This is a genomic window from Bacillus sp. KICET-3 (assembly GCF_033261025.1).
GTDB lineage: Bacteria > Bacillota > Bacilli > Bacillales > Bacillaceae > Bacillus > Bacillus sonorensis.
Genome location: NZ_CP137345.1, coordinates 3,354,252 through 3,369,394 on the forward strand (window position 1 = coordinate 3,354,252; position 15,143 = coordinate 3,369,394).

Genomic DNA, 15,143 nt, shown 5'->3' on the forward strand with positions numbered 1-15,143 from the left:
AAAGCATTTGATGAAGAGCCTTCGGCACCAAATCTTATCCTAATACGTACGTACATCTATAAACAAGTTTTATATTCATACGAACAAGTTCATTATATTCTTAACACCATATACTGTCAATTCAATTTCCAGCATGTTTTTAAATTTTTTTTGACACATTCGAAAAGAAAAAGCCAAGCAGACTGACATCTGCTTGGCAAGCGGAAGCTAGTACGTTGGCCAGCCTGCTGAATCCCAATACAAATCATTGATTAACAATTTTGAAATCCCGTTATCAAGAGCATCATAGCCGTGTCTGACAATGACCGAATTGCCCATAATATCGGAATGTCCCGGCCCTTTCCAGCGTTCATTTCCGGCGTCCAATATCGTCCCTCCTCCGGCCATCATGCTTTTTCCATTTTTATCATAGTAAGGCCCGGTAATATTGGTTGAACGGCCGTAGGCCATTTTATACGTGCTGTTGACCCCCTTGCAGCAGCTGTCAAATGAAACGAATAAATAATAGTAGCCGTCTTTATACGTAATGTGCGGCGCTTCAACCGCCCCGCCGTTATTCGGCCTTGAGGCGATCGAATAAAGGCTTCCCGTCGGTTTCATTGTGGTTTTATCGAGCTTTGTCAGCTTGATGCCGCTCCAAAAGGAACCGAAGGACAACCACGGGTTTCCGTCTTTATCAATTACTAAATCCCCGTCAATCGCATTATAGTTATCAGCCGAAGTCGTCCTGATGACAAGTCCGTGGTCGCGCCATTGCCCTGAGGCGATCCGGTCTGTGGAAGCAAGCCCGATCGCCGAGGTGTTTGAGCCGAACGAAGAGACGGAATAATACAGCCAGTACCGTCCGTTATAATAACTGATATCCGGCGCCCATTGATTTTCTTCATGATTTGGTACGTACATTTTCCACCATGATAATGGAGTTGGAAAGATACTCGGTGCTGCACTCCATGTGATTCCGTCATTCGATTTGATGACGCGCAATCCGTTTCCGATTCCCGTGCCAAAGGTGTACCATGTATTCCCTTCTTTAATCATAGAAGGATCATGAATGATGTTGTCCCCTTTTGTGTCCCAAAATGCGGCTGAAGCAGATTGATCCGTCGAAAACATCAGCATCAGCGCGGTTACAAATGCCGCCGCCAATGAAAACCATTGTGAATATCGTTTCACAAAACCACTCCCTTCAAAATATCAAAAGCCAAGTGAATATTCCTTTTATGGAATTTTACGGAACATTCTAACTTTTTATATGTAAGCGCTGCCATAAACATTCCAAAAAAAGCCGACAGCTGTTTGCCAAGCTGCCGGCTTTTTTGAATCAATCATACGTAATGTTTTGCACCGTTTCATTGTCCAGTCGTTTGATCACTTCGGTGATCAGTTTGACGGCATTTTCATAGTCATCGCGATGAAGCATCGCCGCATGTGTATGGATATAGCGGGTTGCAATCGTTATCGAAAGAGCGGGTACTCCGTTTGCGGTCAAGTGGATCGATCCTGAGTCGGTCCCCCCTCCCGAGAGGGCATCAAATTGGTATGGAATTCCCGCTTCATCGGCTACATTTGTGACAAAATCGCGAAGCCCTTTATGGGAAACCATTGAAGCGTCATACAAAATGATTTGCGGACCTTTACCCATTTTGCTTGTCGATTCTTTTTCCGTAATCCCCGGTGTATCTCCAGCGATTCCGACGTCGACTCCAAAAGCGATGTCCGGCTTGATTGTGTGTGCAGCGGTTTTGGCACCGCGCAATCCGACTTCTTCCTGAACCGTCCCTACGCCATACACGATATTTGGGTGGTCGGCGCCTTTCAGACGTTTCAAAACGTCTATTGCGATGGCACAGCCGATACGGTTGTCCCATGCCTTGGCAAGCAGCATCTTTTCATTTTTCATGACTGTAAATTCAAAGTAAGGTACGATTTGATCTCCGGGAAGAACGCCCCATTCCATCGCTTCCTCTCTGCTTGAAGCGCCGATGTCGATAAACATGTCTTTAATGTCCACCGGTTTTTTGCGGGCGTCAGGGGAGAGAACATGAGGCGGCTTTGAACCGATGACACCGGTGACCTCCCCTTTTTTCGTCACGATTGTCACACGCTGCGCCAGCATGACCTGTGACCACCAGCCTCCGACCGTCTGAAAACGGAGATATCCCCTGTCATCAATGCGCGTTACCATAAAACCGACTTCATCGAGATGACCGGCAATCATGATCTTCGGTCCGTCGGCCCGGCCGGTCTTTTTAGCAATCAGACTACCGAGTCTGTCTGTCGTTACCTCATCGGCAAACGGCTCTATGTATGATTTCATGACTTGTCTGGGTTCTTTTTCATTTGCTGGTATCCCTTTTGCGTCTGTCAATTCTTTTAGCATGGTAAGCGTTTCATCAAGCTTTGCCATATCATTTACAGCCTCCTTTAATTAACCCTCAATTACTATTATACAAAAACAAACCTTTTCAATACGATCAATATCGGTTGCAGTCGTTTTTTTTTGAAAAAAATGAAACGTTTAATGAAGTGGTTCGTATATATTCAGATATACCTGAATTTCTTTCATGGGAGGTTCTTTTGAACATGCTTGTCCTTATATTGAGATTCGCTTTGCTGGCGCTATTAATTTATGTCGTATACAAGACCGTTCAGTTTTTGGGCGATCCGAAACGGAGACTGAAATCCGCACAGGCAAAAGAACATTTCTATTTTTTGGACGAACAAAAAAATACGCGCAAAAATTTCAAATTAGCGTTTAAGGGCGTTCTCTTCGAAGGGGAAAAACACATTCCCTCCAAAGACCATCCTCTGTTTATCCATACGATTTTCGTGTGGTCGGATGCCCCGGAAGAAAAGCTCAAGTCTTTTACGGAAGAGGATTTTCTCGAATTGGAAAACAAAATCAAAGCACACTACCCGGACTGCAAAATCGATTGGGATTCATCCCTCAAAAAATTTAAAAACAAAAAAGCAGAACAGCGATAAGCTTTTCTGCTTTTAGTTCATGACATATAGCAAAACAACCGCCAATACGGCTTGAATCATCAGCAGGAAGGGGATCCCCAGCTTAAAGGAGAGATGCTTCGTTTTATGTCTGAAGCAGAGCATTCCAAGCCAGACGCCAGCCGAGCCGAACAGAGCGGCAGTCAGCCAGATGCGGCGTTCAGATATCCTCCATTTGTTTTGGACGGCTCTTTGTTTGTCGATGTTCATCAGCGCGAAACCATATCCGTTGATCAGGATGAAGGCTGTCAGCATCATACTCATTTGTCATTTTCCCCCCTTGCCGTTGACATCAAATAAAAAAAGGCCGTGAACGGCCTTTTTATTATTTGTTTAATTGAGCTTTTGCAGCATCAGCAAGCTGATTGAATGCAGAAAGATCGTTTACAGCAAGATCAGCAAGCATTTTGCGGTTGACTTCAATGCCGGAAAGTTTAAGACCGTGCATTAAACGGCTGTAAGAAAGACCGTTCATACGAGCTGCGGCATTGATACGAGTGATCCAAAGCTTGCGGAAATCACGCTTTTTCTGACGACGGTCACGGAAAGCGTAGTTTCCAGATTTCATGACTTGCTGGTTAGCTACTTTATATAATGTATGTTTTGAACCAAAATAACCTTTTGCTAATTTAAGAACCTTTTTACGACGTTTGCGTGTAACAGTTCCGCCTTTTACTCTTGGCATTAGATTTCCCTCCTAATTATCCCTTTTCCGAATTACTTAATGTTGGCAAGCTGCTGCTTGATGCGTTTGAAATCGCCCGCGCTGACGATCGCGCTTTTGCGAAGCTTGCGTTTTTGTTTTTGAGATTTATTTGCGAACAAGTGGCTAGTATATGCATGAGAACGTTTCAGTTTCCCGGAACCTGTCTTTTTAAAACGTTTCGCAGATCCGCGGTGAGTTTTCATTTTTGGCATGGATGTTTCCTCCTTAATTACTTTTCATTTTTAGGTGCGAGCACCAGGAACATGCTGCGGCCGTCCATTTTCGGCTTCGTTTCAACGGTTGCAACTTCCGCGCAGGCTTCCGAAAAACGGTCGAGAACGCGCTGTCCGATTTCTTTATGCGTGATCGCGCGGCCTTTAAAGCGGATGGATGCTTTTACTTTGTCCCCTTTTTGCAGGAACTTGATGGCGTTGCGAAGCTTTGTATTGAAGTCGTGTTCTTCAATACCCGGGCTCAGCCGCACTTCTTTTAAGTTAATGATTTTTTGATTTTTGCGTGCTTCTTTTTCCTTCTTCTGCTGCTCGAATCTGTACTTTCCATAGTCCATAATCCGGCAGACAGGCGGTTTTGCATTTGCCGCAACTAACACAAGGTCAAGATTTGCGCGACCGGCAATCTCCAGTGCTTCCTGGCGGGATTTGATCCCCAGCTGGTCGCCATTTTGTCCGATCAAACGAACTTCACGCGCACGGATACCCTCATTAACCAATTGATCTTTGCTAATAATGAGCCACCTCCATAGAATCTTTGAATTGATTTCACAACTCATTTTGACCGCTTCATTGCATTTCCACAGGCAAACAAAAAGTGTGGGCATAACAACACCCACACTGCGAACATCTGCATAAAAAAATAAGAAATGTACGTTTAACCTGCCAACTACAAGAATGTGTCAATCAGGTGAGAAGCGGGTGCTTCTGCTTGTTGATATATATTCAATTCATTATCAATCTTACATAAACATATCCTGTAAGTCAAGATATAAAATTTATCACAACATTTGCTATTATAGCAGGTCATATTTGAAATAGCAACGATGATCTTTATTTTCTTCTTTCTCCATGCTTACCCGCCGATCATTTGAATGAACACCGGAATGACAAAAACCGTCACAACGCCGACGACAACCACTGCAATGCTTGCCATGGCCGCTTCGACTTCCCCCATTTCAATTCCGACGGCAACGCCGAGGGCATGTCCTGATGTTCCAAGCGCCAAACCTTTTGCGATCGGATTTTTCACATGAAAGATTTTTAAGAACAGCGCCCCAAGTGCATAAACGATAACAGCGTTAAAAATGACTGCAAAAGCTGTAATATCGGTGATGCCGCCGATTCCCTCTGATAATGGAAGAGCAATCGCCGTTGTGGCGGCCTGCGGCAGCATGCTTTTCATGACGGCCTCATCCAGATGAATTCCTTCCGCGATGAGATACACGACGGCAACCGAACAGACTGAGCCTGCGATAATGGCGGAGAGGATCTGCCACCAGTATCTTTTTAATTTATCCGCCTGTTTATATAGAGGAATCGCAAACGCGATCGTAGCAGGCTCTAAAAAGAATTTAATGATGTCTCCGCCGCTGCTGTAATCCTCATACGAAAAGCCCCCGATTTTCAAGAATGCGATCCCGAGCACCATGGCGACAAACAAAGGCGTAAACAAGAAAAATCCGTTTGTCTTCTTGAACAGATAAGTGCCGATGCCAAAAGCGGCAAGTGATACGACAATGCCGAAATATGGTGTCATAAAGAAAACCTCCTTTTTTCATCAAGAAGCTGTTTTTTTAACCGTTTCAGGCGGTGCAGCCTGCCGCTTTTTGCCCCCGGCAGTCAAAATCAGCTGTGAAAACAGTCCTGTTGCACCAAGCAGAATGACGGTAGCCAGAAAAATAACGAATACGATGAGCAGGCCGTATTCCTGCATCACACCGAGCGAATTCATGACAGAAATTCCCGATGGAACAAATAAAAATCCGATAAGAGAGGTTAATGCTGTACCGAGCGACTCAACCTGCTCAAGCTTGATCACCTTCGTGCACAGCAGCGTGAATAATAGAACCAAACCTATGACTGATGCCGGAATCGGGATGGGCAGCATGCCTGCGATTCCGTTAGAAACAAGCATAATGACAGCAAAAATAAAAGCCTGTGTCAAAAAACCGAATACTTTTCTCCCACTCATTTCGCTCACCTCTTTGGCTTTGTTGGCATCATTATATAAAACAAAGCCCCTTGAAAAAGCGCTTACATTGAAACTCGCCTAATATACAGGTTCAGTTGCAGGAATCGGACGCTGAAATACAAATAGCCTCCATAGCGGAGGTTTGAATGGCACTTATCATTTTCACAGCGGAATTTTTCCAATATGTGCTAATGAAGAAGCGTTCATCGTATAGTTAATAACGTGAAAAAAAGTAAGGGGGCCAAGAACAATATGCACACCGGAAATCAGCTCGACATGCACGGACGCCGCTCGAAGCCGTCTGCTGAGCTTACATCCTTGATCGATCGCGGATTATTGCCGGAAGACGCTTCACTCGCCGCAGAAGCGCCCGCATTTACAGACAATCCATTTCAGCTGGGGATCGCCTCAGGCGAACCGCACCCGGACGGATTTGTGATATGGACGAGGCTTGCACCTGATCCGCTTGCTGAAGATGGCTCGGGAGGCATGCCGAACAGGAACGTACCAGTGAGATGGGAGGTCGCCGAAGATGAACATTTCCGCAAAATCGTCAAACAAGGTACGGCGACGGCTCTGGCGGAGCTTGGCCACTCTGTGCATGTGGAAATCCACGGATTGAAACCGGCAAGATATTATTGGTACAGATTCAAAGCCGGTCGGGAGATCAGCCGGACAGGCCGGACGAAAACCGCGCCTCCCCCATATGTCGATCTAAGCGGAATGTCGTTTTCCCTTGCATCATGCCAAGCCTGGTATCACGGCTATTTTACTGCTTATCGGCACATGGCCGAAGATCACCCCGACGTTGTGTTTTTCCTTGGAGACTATATTTACGAATACCCTATAAACGAAAACAACCTTTACCGGGACGTCAAGCTGTCCAGTGCTCACAATGCAAAGACGGTCACCCTCAGCCAATACCGGCTGCGGTACTCCCTTTTCAAGACCGATCCTGACCTTCAGAACATCCATGCATTGGCTCCTTGGGTCACAACCATGGATGACCATGAAGTCGAAAACAATTATGCCGGCATCTACTCCCAATACAATCCTTCTCCAGAAGCGTTTCTCAAGCAGCGCGCAGCCGCCTACCAAGCCTTTTACGAGAACATTCCGGTCAGGCGCGCCTCGCTTCCAAAAGGGCCGGATATGCTGATGTACCGCCGCTTCCGCTATGGAAACCTGGCAGAATTCAATGTCCTTGACACAAGGCAGTACCGGAGCAATTATCCGGCAAACGAGGATGAACGGCTCGATCCCGAAAGATCAATCCTCGGAAAAGCCCAAGAACAATGGCTGTTTCGCGGGCTGAGCAGGTCGAATACGATTTGGAATATGCTGGTGCAGCAGGTCGTTTTGGCGCAGATTGACCGTGACACAGGACCAGGCACGGAGTACAGCGTCGATCAATGGGACGGCTATCCTGCTTCGCGCGACAGGCTGTTCTCCGCCTATCAAACGTGCGGCATCCAAAACCCCGTCGTGCTGACAGGAGATATCCACAGACATGCCGCCGCAGACCTTAAAACAGATTTCAATGATGTTCAATCAAAAACGATCGGCACAGAGCTGATTGCCACCTCGATCGCTTCTGACGCCGATGGCGCCGAAACCGATTCCCTCGCACCGATCTGGCTGGGGAATCCCCATGTCAAGCTATATAATGCACAGCGGGGCTATGTCCGCTGCACCATGACTCCTAAACAGCTTCTGGCCGAATTTCAGGTTCTCCCTTATGTCACCCGCCCCGGTGCCTCTGTTTCAACCTATGCCAGCTTTTTAGTAGAAGCGGGCCGCCCTGGGCTGCAAAGGATTCATTAACATCAGCTGTTTCACATCATATGTAGCAGTTTTTTCAGTTCTTTTGCATATGTACGGCTGACAGGAATGGTTGAACCGTCTTTCATGAGCAGATTATACGTTGAATTAAACCACGGCTTTACCTCTTTCATATGGCCCATGTTCGCCAGAAAGCTTCTGTGAACCCTGATAAACAAGGATTGCGGAAGCTTTTGCTCAAGCACGACCAGCGTGTCATGCACGGCGTAGGCCGCTTCAAAGGTTTTGACGATGACCCGGCCGTCTCTTAATCCGGCATACACGATTTCATCAGCGTCAAGAATGACAATCGATTCATCAACATGAAAAGCCAGCTTCTGATGGCCGGGCAGCGGCTGCTCCTCTTTGCCTTTCTGATGCATCCTTTTGTATTTTTTGATCGTCTGTCTGATGCGCTCCTCATCAAACGGTTTTGTCAAATAGTCAATAGCATCGACTTCAAATGCTTTCAGCGCGTATTCGTCATATGCGGTGGCAAAAACAACGGCCGGAGGGGCTGACATTTTTTTCAGGCGCTTGGCGATGTCAAATCCGTTTTCCCCGGACAGATCAATATCTAAAAAAAGAATATCAGGCTTTTGATCAGCCATTTTGTCAAACGCCTCTTCGATATGTTCAGCTTCATCGATGGCATCTACTTCTTTCGTCCGCTCCAATAAATATCTCAATTCATCCCTTGCAAACATTTCATCATCAACGATTAACACCTTAAGCATTTGCTTCTCCCCCTCTTCCGGTTTGAAAAGGAATCTTGAATAAAACCTCAGTCCCTCTGTCAGGTTGACTTGTAATGTTTAAAGCCGCCTGCTGTCCGAACAGCCCCGTCAGCCGCTGGTTCAGATTATACAGCGCGGTCCCGTTTCCTTCCTTTGAAGGCGACGGCGCTTTTCCCAATTGTTCCAGTACGCCCGGTTCAATTCCTCTGCCATTATCTGCGACCTTCATCAGGACGCCGTCCGGCTCTGAACGGACGCAGACTGTCACCCTGCAAGATTTCTGCTTTTTCGGAAAAGCATGGCGCAGCGCGTTTTCAACAAGCATCTGCAAGATAAATGGAGGGATTTCCATGCGCTCCAGCCCTTCTTCGATATGAAAATCGATTGAATATTTCCCCGGAAAACGCGCCTGTTCCAAAGACAAATATGCTTCGAGATGATTCAGCTCCTTTGAGAGCGGAATCAGCAATTGCCTTGCCCCCTGTAAGTTCGAGCGGAAATAGACGCTGAGCTGAAGCAGCAGCCTTCTCGTTTTTTCAACGTCTGTCCGGCACAGTGCGGAGATCGTATGGATGGCATTAAATAAAAAATGAGGATTGACCTGCGCCTGCAGCGCTTTGATTTCGGCATCCTTCAACAGCTTGCTTTGCAGCTCAGCCTCCCCGAGCTCAAGCTGAGTGGAAAAAAGCATGGCAAGACCTTCGGCGAGCTCTTCCGTCACGCGGTTAAGACCGGACGGGTGCTTAAAGTACAGCTTCAGCGTGCCGATCGTTTCTCGATTGGAGAAGAGCGGCAGTACGATCGCTGCCTGGAGCGGACAAGAACGGTGCGTACACTCGATCTCATCGCGCGACTTCACTTTCATGACCTTACCTGTGTGAATGACTTTTTTCGATAAACCGGTGATCAGGTTTTTTGAAGGAATATGATGGTCGGCTCCTTCTCCGACATGAGCGAGAATGTTCTTTCTGTCCGTAATCGATACGGCATCCGTCCCCGTCATCCGGTGAATAATGAGAGCGGCGCTTTTGCAGGAATCCTCATTCAGCCCCCGGCGGAAAAAAGGAAGCGTCTGATCAGCTATCGAAAATACCTTATGGGTCTGAACGGCCCGCTCCTGTTCTTCTTTGCGGATAATAGATTGAATGATCGATAGAAATATAAAGCTGCCTGTCCCGTTGACAATCATCATCGGAATGCCGATCATCTGAACGAGCGCCAAAGCCTCGGCCTGCGGTTTTGCAAGCACGAGAATCATAAGCATCTGCAGGCCCTCCATGCAAATGCCAGCAAGAGCGGCTACCCGCGGCGTCACCATCTGGTGCCGTTTTCTGAAAAAGCTGCCGATATAACCCGCGATGATGCCTGCCAGCACTGAAGAAACTGCGCAGCTCAAAGCCGTCGTCCCTCCCAGTGAAAAACGGTGAATGCCTGACAAAAGCCCGACACCCGCTCCGACAAACGGCCCTCCGATCAGGCCGCCGATTTCGACACCGAGAATTCTCGTATTGGCAATCGAGCTTGACGGATCGATCGCAAAAATCCAATCATTGTTCAAAATCTCGTGTTCTCGGATTTCAATGCCTGTATAGTTGCTGATGATGCTGAACAAGGAAAAAATGAAGATAAGAACTCCCTTTCCCTTATACCCTTCCGGATGCTGAAGGTGCTGACGGAACACCTTCATATGGGCCAACATAAAGCCCAGAATGACGATGATCCCCACTCTCTCCAGCATCATGATCATGAGTTGGATCATGTACTTCCCCTTGCTTTCTTTCGGAATCTGCTCTTATTCTATCATACCTCTCTTTATTCACACTTTGACGCAGCATGGCTTTAAAATCTTTTACGGACAAAACCGCTTAATAAGGAAAATAAAAAGGACAGCAATTGTTTGCCGCCCTTCTTCATTTTTTTCACTCCAACAATCGCGCCCGCTCGCTTATTTGTTACTGCTAATTCTTAAATTAACAATCAGCCACACAATTTGAATAATGAATGGAAATATAAACGCAATCAATAAAACGATAAATGCTATTAATTTAAGCTCAGGTGTTTGAGTAACACCAGCACCATCAACATTTCTAAGCCAAATAACAGCTGCTCCTACTACAAAAATGGTCATCCAAAATATGTTGCAAACCCACCAAAATACCCACCGTTTTTTCATCATACCATTCCTTCCATTTTCCCAACTAATGTTGTTACAATATATCCACTTCTTCCGACCGTTCCAACAAATATCTCAATTCATTCCATGCAAACATTTCATCAAGCATCCAATTCCCCTTCTGTTTGTTTAAAACGCGGGCGGAGATTCACACTTCTGCGCCAGCAAACAGCCTCCCGATTCTATCGAACTTGACGGCTTAACTGAAAAATCCAGTCATTGCTCAGCATCTCGCGGTTATGTATTTCAATGCGTATAATAAAAAAAAGGAAAAGATACAGACCCCTTATAACCTTCAGAATGCCGCAGATGGCGGCGGAATCCCTTCAAATGAGCCAAACATCATGATCTAAAATGAATCATAAAAATCCCCTTGCTTTCCAAACAATAGAATTTTCGTTTTATTTTATCATATGGCTTTCACACTTTGACACTGCATTACATCAAATTCATTTCTTTCACATCCCTTTGATCTATTGTAAAATAAATGAGAGAATTCTATAAATTAATGGCAGAGGAGAAGATCATGAAAGCCGTATTTTTTGATTTAGACGATACATTGCTCTGGGATGAAAAAAGCGTCAGCACAGCATTTGCCGAGACATGCCTTAAGGCGGAAAAAAAATACGGGATCAATGCGGGCGAATTTGAAGCGGCCGTTCGCCAGGCGGCGCGGGACCTTTACACGTCTTATGAAACGTATCCTTACACCGTGATGATCGGCATCAATCCGTTTGAAGGGCTGTGGTCAAATTTCAGCGAACCGATCAGTGAAGGTTTTCAAAAGCTGAACAAGATCGTCCCTGAATACAGAAAACATGCATGGACAAACGGGCTGAAAGCATTCGGAATCGATGACCCGGTTTTCGGGGAAGAGCTTGGCCAATGCTTTGCGGCTGTGCGCCGGAAGCGTCCATTTGTCTATGAAGAAACCTTTGCCGTTTTGGAAGAATTAAAAGGAAAGGTCGAGCTTCTTTTGCTGACGAACGGAGATCCGAGCCTGCAAAAAGAAAAATTGGCCGGTGTTCCCGAGCTTGCCCCTTATTTCAGCGAAATCGTCATTTCCGGAAATTTCGGAAAAGGGAAGCCTGATCCGAGCATTTTTGAACACTGTCTTGATCTTCTCGGCATTACGAAAGACGACACCGTGATGGTCGGGGACAATCTAAACACGGATATTCTCGGCGCTTCAAGAGCCGGCATACAGACCGTTTGGGTCAACCGAAAAGGCAAAGAAAACGGAACCGATGTAAAGCCGGACTACGAAATCCGCCATTTAACCGAATTGCTTGACATTCTGGCCGAAAAGCAGCAATCGCTTTAACATGTAAAAAGCATGACTCCAAATGGAATCATGCTTTTGTCTTGCTTATTTTCTTGCTTCAGCAACGGCTTTTTTCACGAAGTCTTCAAGTGAAACCGTTTCTGATTTTTGCTCTCCGTATTTGCGGACATTAACCGCTTCGTTTTCAGCTTCCTGGTCGCCGACGACGAGCATGTACGGAATTTTTTGCATTTGCGCTTCACGGATTTTATAGCCGATTTTTTCATCACGGCTGTCGACTTCAACGCGCAGACCTTCTCGCTGCAGGCGATCCTGCACTTGTTTTGCATAGTCAAGATGCACTGACGGCGATACAGGGATGACCTGGAATTGAACCGGTGCAAGCCATGTCGGAAGCGCTCCTTTATGCTCTTCAATTAAGAATGCTACAAAGCGTTCCATCGTAGACACGACACCTCTGTGGATGACGACCGGACGGTGCGGTTTTCCGTCTTCCCCGACATATGTCAGGTCAAACTTTTCAGGAAGAAGGAAATCGAGCTGTACGGTTGACAGTGTTTCTTCCTTGCCAATCGCTGTTTTGACTTGAACGTCAAGCTTCGGCCCGTAGAACGCCGCTTCGCCTTCCGCTTCATAATAGTCATGCCCCATCTCATCCATCGCTGCTTTCAGCATCGATTGTGCTTTATTCCACATCTCATCATCATCATAGTATTTCTCTGTATCTTCAGGGTCGCGATAAGACAGGCGGAACGTGTAGTTATTTAATCCGAAGTCTTTATAGACATCCTGAATCAAACGGACGGTGCGGATGAATTCGTCTTTGATCTGATCCGGACGGACGAAAATATGAGCGTCATTCAGGGTCATTCCGCGGACGCGCTGCAGCCCTGAGAGCGCACCGGACATTTCATAGCGGTGCATCGTGCCGAGCTCAGCGATTCTGATCGGCAGCTCGCGGTAGCTGTGAATGTCGTTTTTATAAATCATCATATGGTGCGGACAGTTCATCGGACGGAGCACAACCGTCTCATTATCCATTTCCATTGGCGGGAACATTGTATCCTGATAATGATCCCAGTGGCCTGATGTTTCGTAAAGTTCCTTGCTTCCGAGCACTGGTGTATAGACGTGCTCATAGCCGAGTGCGAGCTCTTTATCAACGATATAGCGTTCGATTACGCGTCTGATTGTGGCGCCCTTTGGCAGCCAGAGCGGCAGCCCTTGGCCGACTTTTTGAGAAATGGCAAACAGCTTGAGCTCTTTTCCAAGCTTTCTGTGGTCGCGTTCTTTTGCTTCTTCAAGCAGGCGCAGATGCTCTTCAAGCTCAGCCTTTTTGAAGAAAGCAGTTCCATAGATGCGCTGCAGCATCTTGTTATTGCTGTCTCCGCGCCAGTATGCTCCCGCAAGGCTCAGCAGCTTAAATTCCTTGATTTTTCCTGTTGAAGGGACGTGGACGCCCCGGCACAAATCAAAGAATTCGCCCTGCTCATAAATGGATACCGCCTCACCTTCCGGAATCGCATCAAGCAGTTCCAGTTTCAAGTCGTCGCCGATTTCGGCAAACCGTGCTTTCGCTTCTTCGCGGCTGACCTCTTTTCTGACGATCGGCAGATTTTCCCCGATGATTTTTTTCATTTCTTTTTCGATTTTCGGGAGATCCTCGGGTGTGAGCGCTTCTTCCAGGTCAACATCATAGTAGAAGCCGTTTTCGATCACAGGGCCGACGCCGAGCTTCACATTTTTATAAAGCCGCTTGATCGCCTGAGCCATTAAGTGCGCGGTGCTGTGGCGCATAATCTCAAGCGCTTCGTCGCTGTCTTCCGTAATGATTTCAATCGCACCGTCCTCAACAATCGGTGTGCGCAGATCGATTTCTTTGCTGTTTAATTTTCCGGCAATTGCTTTTTTCTTTAAGCCGGGACTGATCGATGCCGCGATATCTTCTGTCGTCGTTCCTTTGGCAAACTCCTTAACCGCTCCGTCAGGAAATTTGATTTTTACCATATCTGACATCCTAGTCACTCCTTTTTTTTACAAAATAAAAAATCCCCGTCCCCCTATGAAAGGGACGAGGATTGATAAACGGAATTCGTGGTTCCACCCTTTTTCCCGAAAACGCAAAAAATCCTTGGCGCTTTCGGCTTTCGATTCTGTAACGGGAAGTCCCGTCAGTCATTACTGGACAAAACGCCGTTCACAACTGATGTTCAAAGGTGGTAAAAAAATGACCCTTGGTTTAGGAGACTTGCAGCCCCGGCCTCCCTCTCTGTCAAACCGGTGTTCATTTTTCCATGTCCTTATCAATACATTGCATCTTAAGTTTATACCGTATTATAAATCGTTTTGCGAGCAAAATCAAGAATGCTCTTCCAAAATGTTTTCCTGCGGATGGAAGGAGTCGAGAGAAAAAATCCGCACCCGCTCCTGAAAAATGTTTTGGATCGTCTGAACCATGGCATGCTCCCGGTCTTTCGTATAAAGATCGATTTTTTTCGGAGCGATTGAAACGAGCGGCGCCAGCAGGCGGGAATCAATATACATCGGGTGTTCTCTTACGAACCGCCTGTCTATGTATTTTTTTTGTTCCCGTTCCGAAATATACTTTAATTCCCATAATACGAAATGATCGTCATGCACGATGTGTACATGATCAAGCATCGGCTCTTTCGAGGTGACATAGTCCCTGAGCGATTGAATGAACGTCTGGTATTCCTGTTCCATTTTGTATTCGTCAATCGCAGCCTCGACGTACCCCCTCAGACGTTGATAATATTTTCCGAGCCGAAACGTCATAAAGGAGCGGATCGACAGAACGTTTTCTTCAAGACAGATGGCTTGAAGCTCCTGATTGATGAAATGTTCACGAGGGGTGTCGTCCTGATTAAGCGGAAGCCCTTCAAGTTCACCCTCCATGATGCTGTGGGCCAGCTGGAGAATCTGCTGCTGTTCATCCCTGTCCAAAAAGTAATAATCGCCTTCAATGACCGAAAGCATGTATTCATCTTCTTTGCATTCTGTAAAAAATTTCGTCAGAACAGGCTGAATCAATGCCTGAATCCTGACAGAGGAATGTGTTTTTTCAATTCCGATCTTCCCTGGCGCCTCGTGAATCTTGATATGCCGGTTCACATCAGCATTGCGAAGCAGATGCAAAAACGCGGCTGTATCATAATCATCTTCAAATGTAATTTCGAGCATGTTTGTCCCCCC

At 46.4% G+C, this 15,143-nt stretch carries 16 protein-coding genes and 1 other annotated feature; of the genes, 3 read left to right on the forward strand and 13 right to left on the reverse strand.

Features of this window, described 5'->3' with window-relative positions; genetic code table 11:
• Nucleotides 1-207: 207 nt before the first annotated feature.
• Both R5H20_RS17105 and R5H20_RS17110 read right to left on the reverse strand, forming a co-directional pair.
• Nucleotides 208-1,119 carry an arabinan endo-1,5-alpha-L-arabinosidase AbnA gene (locus R5H20_RS17105; protein WP_081605374.1) on the reverse strand — a complete coding sequence of 304 codons (912 nt, stop codon included), beginning with the start codon at nucleotides 1,117-1,119 and terminating at the stop codon, nucleotides 208-210.
• 202 nt (nucleotides 1,120-1,321) lie between these two features.
• Entirely contained in the window at nucleotides 1,322-2,407 is a 1,086-nt protein-coding gene (locus R5H20_RS17110; protein ID WP_029419156.1) for a M42 family metallopeptidase, read from the reverse strand.
• Between the two features lie 176 nt (nucleotides 2,408-2,583).
• Between R5H20_RS17110 and R5H20_RS17115 the strand changes: the two genes are divergently transcribed.
• Nucleotides 2,584-2,985 carry a hypothetical protein gene (locus R5H20_RS17115; RefSeq protein ID WP_006637944.1) on the forward strand — a complete coding sequence of 134 codons (402 nt, stop codon included), beginning with the start codon at nucleotides 2,584-2,586 and terminating at the stop codon, nucleotides 2,983-2,985.
• Nucleotides 2,986-2,997: 12 nt separating this feature from the next.
• Here the strand turns inward: R5H20_RS17115 and R5H20_RS17120 are convergent, their stop codons facing one another.
• From R5H20_RS17120 to lrgA, 6 genes are all read right to left on the reverse strand, one after another.
• On the reverse strand, nucleotides 2,998-3,267 hold the full coding sequence (locus R5H20_RS17120; protein WP_006637945.1) for a DUF1294 domain-containing protein: 270 nt from the start codon (nucleotides 3,265-3,267) through the stop codon (nucleotides 2,998-3,000).
• A gap of 61 nt (nucleotides 3,268-3,328) precedes the next feature.
• On the reverse strand, nucleotides 3,329-3,688 hold the full coding sequence (gene rplT / locus R5H20_RS17125) for a 50S ribosomal protein L20 (RefSeq protein WP_006637946.1): 360 nt from the start codon (nucleotides 3,686-3,688) through the stop codon (nucleotides 3,329-3,331).
• Nucleotides 3,689-3,720: 32 nt separating this feature from the next.
• Nucleotides 3,721-3,921 carry a 50S ribosomal protein L35 gene (rpmI, locus tag R5H20_RS17130; RefSeq protein WP_006637947.1) on the reverse strand — a complete coding sequence of 67 codons (201 nt, stop codon included), beginning with the start codon at nucleotides 3,919-3,921 and terminating at the stop codon, nucleotides 3,721-3,723.
• Nucleotides 3,922-3,938: 17 nt separating this feature from the next.
• Nucleotides 3,939-4,457 carry a translation initiation factor IF-3 gene (gene infC / locus R5H20_RS17135; protein ID WP_087962510.1) on the reverse strand — a complete coding sequence of 173 codons (519 nt, stop codon included), beginning with the start codon at nucleotides 4,455-4,457 and terminating at the stop codon, nucleotides 3,939-3,941.
• Between the two features lie 68 nt (nucleotides 4,458-4,525).
• Nucleotides 4,526-4,659: a sequence feature (ribosomal protein L20 leader region), on the reverse strand.
• A gap of 136 nt (nucleotides 4,660-4,795) precedes the next feature.
• Nucleotides 4,796-5,479, reverse strand: a complete 684-nt coding sequence (gene lrgB / locus R5H20_RS17140) for an antiholin-like protein LrgB (protein ID WP_006637949.1) — start codon at nucleotides 5,477-5,479, stop codon at nucleotides 4,796-4,798.
• A 21-nt stretch (nucleotides 5,480-5,500) separates the two neighbouring features.
• Entirely contained in the window at nucleotides 5,501-5,914 is a 414-nt protein-coding gene (gene lrgA, locus R5H20_RS17145; RefSeq protein WP_006637950.1) for an antiholin-like murein hydrolase modulator LrgA, read from the reverse strand.
• Between the two features lie 252 nt (nucleotides 5,915-6,166).
• Between lrgA and R5H20_RS17150 the strand changes: the two genes are divergently transcribed.
• Nucleotides 6,167-7,738 (forward strand): alkaline phosphatase D family protein, encoded by a 1,572-nt coding sequence (locus R5H20_RS17150; RefSeq protein ID WP_006637951.1) that lies wholly within the window; start codon nucleotides 6,167-6,169, stop codon nucleotides 7,736-7,738.
• 11 nt (nucleotides 7,739-7,749) lie between these two features.
• On the opposite strand, the gene R5H20_RS17155 is transcribed toward R5H20_RS17150, so the two are convergent.
• The 3 genes from R5H20_RS17155 to R5H20_RS17165 form a co-directional block, all read right to left on the reverse strand.
• A complete protein-coding gene (locus R5H20_RS17155; RefSeq protein ID WP_006637952.1) occupies nucleotides 7,750-8,472 on the reverse strand; it encodes a LytR/AlgR family response regulator transcription factor in 723 nt (240 codons plus the stop codon).
• Nucleotides 8,465-10,231 carry a sensor histidine kinase gene (locus R5H20_RS17160; RefSeq protein WP_006637953.1) on the reverse strand — a complete coding sequence of 589 codons (1,767 nt, stop codon included), beginning with the start codon at nucleotides 10,229-10,231 and terminating at the stop codon, nucleotides 8,465-8,467. The genes R5H20_RS17155 and R5H20_RS17160 overlap by 8 nt, the downstream gene beginning before the upstream one ends.
• Before the next feature lie 186 nt (nucleotides 10,232-10,417).
• Nucleotides 10,418-10,645: a DUF3923 family protein gene (locus tag R5H20_RS17165; RefSeq protein ID WP_006637954.1), complete on the reverse strand. Its 228-nt coding sequence runs from the start codon at nucleotides 10,643-10,645 to the stop codon at nucleotides 10,418-10,420.
• Nucleotides 10,646-11,171: 526 nt separating this feature from the next.
• Here R5H20_RS17165 and R5H20_RS17170 point away from each other — a divergent pair.
• A complete protein-coding gene (locus R5H20_RS17170) occupies nucleotides 11,172-11,969 on the forward strand; it encodes an HAD family hydrolase (protein WP_006637955.1) in 798 nt (265 codons plus the stop codon).
• A gap of 45 nt (nucleotides 11,970-12,014) precedes the next feature.
• Here R5H20_RS17170 and thrS read toward each other — a convergent pair whose 3' ends face one another.
• Nucleotides 12,015-13,946 carry a threonine--tRNA ligase gene (thrS, locus tag R5H20_RS17175; RefSeq protein WP_006637956.1) on the reverse strand — a complete coding sequence of 644 codons (1,932 nt, stop codon included), beginning with the start codon at nucleotides 13,944-13,946 and terminating at the stop codon, nucleotides 12,015-12,017.
• A 342-nt stretch (nucleotides 13,947-14,288) separates the two neighbouring features.
• Complete coding sequence (gene ytxC / locus R5H20_RS17180) at nucleotides 14,289-15,131, reverse strand: putative sporulation protein YtxC (protein ID WP_006637957.1); 843 nt, start codon at nucleotides 15,129-15,131, stop codon at nucleotides 14,289-14,291.
• Between the last annotated feature and the right edge of the window lie 12 nt (nucleotides 15,132-15,143).

Bases quoted from the DNA above. Each gene is read 5' to 3' on its own strand.
- R5H20_RS17105 (WP_081605374.1), bottom strand. From the start codon at position 1,119: ATGCTGATGTTTTCGACGGATCAATCTGCTTCAGCCGCATTTTGGGAC.
- R5H20_RS17110 (WP_029419156.1), bottom strand. From the start codon at position 2,407: ATGGCAAAGCTTGATGAAACGCTTACCATGCTAAAAGAATTGACAGAC.
- R5H20_RS17115 (WP_006637944.1), top strand. From the start codon at position 2,584: ATGCTTGTCCTTATATTGAGATTCGCTTTGCTGGCGCTATTAATTTAT.
- R5H20_RS17120 (WP_006637945.1), bottom strand. From the start codon at position 3,267: ATGAGTATGATGCTGACAGCCTTCATCCTGATCAACGGATATGGTTTC.
- rplT (WP_006637946.1), bottom strand. From the start codon at position 3,688: ATGCCAAGAGTAAAAGGCGGAACTGTTACACGCAAACGTCGTAAAAAG.
- rpmI (WP_006637947.1), bottom strand. From the start codon at position 3,921: ATGCCAAAAATGAAAACTCACCGCGGATCTGCGAAACGTTTTAAAAAG.
- lrgB (WP_006637949.1), bottom strand. From the start codon at position 5,479: ATGACACCATATTTCGGCATTGTCGTATCACTTGCCGCTTTTGGCATC.
- lrgA (WP_006637950.1), bottom strand. From the start codon at position 5,914: ATGAGTGGGAGAAAAGTATTCGGTTTTTTGACACAGGCTTTTATTTTT.
- R5H20_RS17150 (WP_006637951.1), top strand. From the start codon at position 6,167: ATGCACACCGGAAATCAGCTCGACATGCACGGACGCCGCTCGAAGCCG.
- R5H20_RS17155 (WP_006637952.1), bottom strand. From the start codon at position 8,472: ATGCTTAAGGTGTTAATCGTTGATGATGAAATGTTTGCAAGGGATGAA.
- R5H20_RS17160 (WP_006637953.1), bottom strand. From the start codon at position 10,231: ATGATCCAACTCATGATCATGATGCTGGAGAGAGTGGGGATCATCGTC.
- R5H20_RS17165 (WP_006637954.1), bottom strand. From the start codon at position 10,645: ATGAAAAAACGGTGGGTATTTTGGTGGGTTTGCAACATATTTTGGATG.
- R5H20_RS17170 (WP_006637955.1), top strand. From the start codon at position 11,172: ATGAAAGCCGTATTTTTTGATTTAGACGATACATTGCTCTGGGATGAA.
- thrS (WP_006637956.1), bottom strand. From the start codon at position 13,946: ATGTCAGATATGGTAAAAATCAAATTTCCTGACGGAGCGGTTAAGGAG.
- ytxC (WP_006637957.1), bottom strand. From the start codon at position 15,131: ATGCTCGAAATTACATTTGAAGATGATTATGATACAGCCGCGTTTTTG.